Source organism: Bartonella capreoli (genome assembly GCF_902813205.1).
Lineage (GTDB): Bacteria > Pseudomonadota > Alphaproteobacteria > Rhizobiales > Rhizobiaceae > Bartonella > Bartonella schoenbuchensis.
The window spans coordinates 1-463 of record NZ_CADDZX010000184.1 but is presented as its reverse complement, the minus strand read 5'-3'; the positions used below and the strand labels follow the sequence as shown (position 1 = coordinate 463).

The 463-nt window shown below is 37.8% G+C and carries 1 protein-coding gene; it reads left to right on the top strand.

The window, feature by feature from the left end; all coding sequences use genetic code 11:
• Positions 1-27: 27 nt before the first annotated feature.
• The gene (locus tag J7R05_RS07975) at positions 28-306 is read left to right on the top strand and encodes a hypothetical protein (RefSeq protein WP_010704774.1); all 279 of its coding nucleotides are present in this window, start codon (positions 28-30) and stop codon (positions 304-306) included.
• The last annotated feature ends 157 nt before the right edge of the window (positions 307-463 follow it).

Below are 463 nucleotides of genomic sequence, written 5' to 3'. Positions count from 1 at the left end.
GAGAGAACAAATCTTTGGGGGTGTACAATGAAGTGCAGTGTCGATTTCTTATGCGATTTGTGGATGGCATTATCTCAATTTTCTAGACATGAAAGTATGAGCGATAAAGATTGTACTGCTCTGGTTGACACTATGAGTGTAGTAGAAAAAGCTTTGATCTTAAAGCTTCGAGATGAGATGCCAAGTATACTTAAAATCTTAACAGTTTTAACAGATTTTGGCGATTCAGAATTACCGCATAGCATGGATTCTTTTTTGAAAGCTTACGAACCAAATTTAGAACACCCCATTAAAAAGGTTGCTTAAGTTAAAAACAGATCTCCCCTCCCCGTTCTTAAAGTGGGGAGGTGGTTAATTCCGATGGCTTTTTCGTAAATCTCGTTCAATGAGATGCCTCACATAGCGTGTATAAGGGATAGCTTGATTTCTAGCTTTTTCTTTTAAAGCCTTCATAAGCGCTTGA

Bases quoted from the DNA above. Each gene is read 5' to 3' on its own strand.
- J7R05_RS07975 (WP_010704774.1), top strand. From the start codon at position 28: ATGAAGTGCAGTGTCGATTTCTTATGCGATTTGTGGATGGCATTATCT.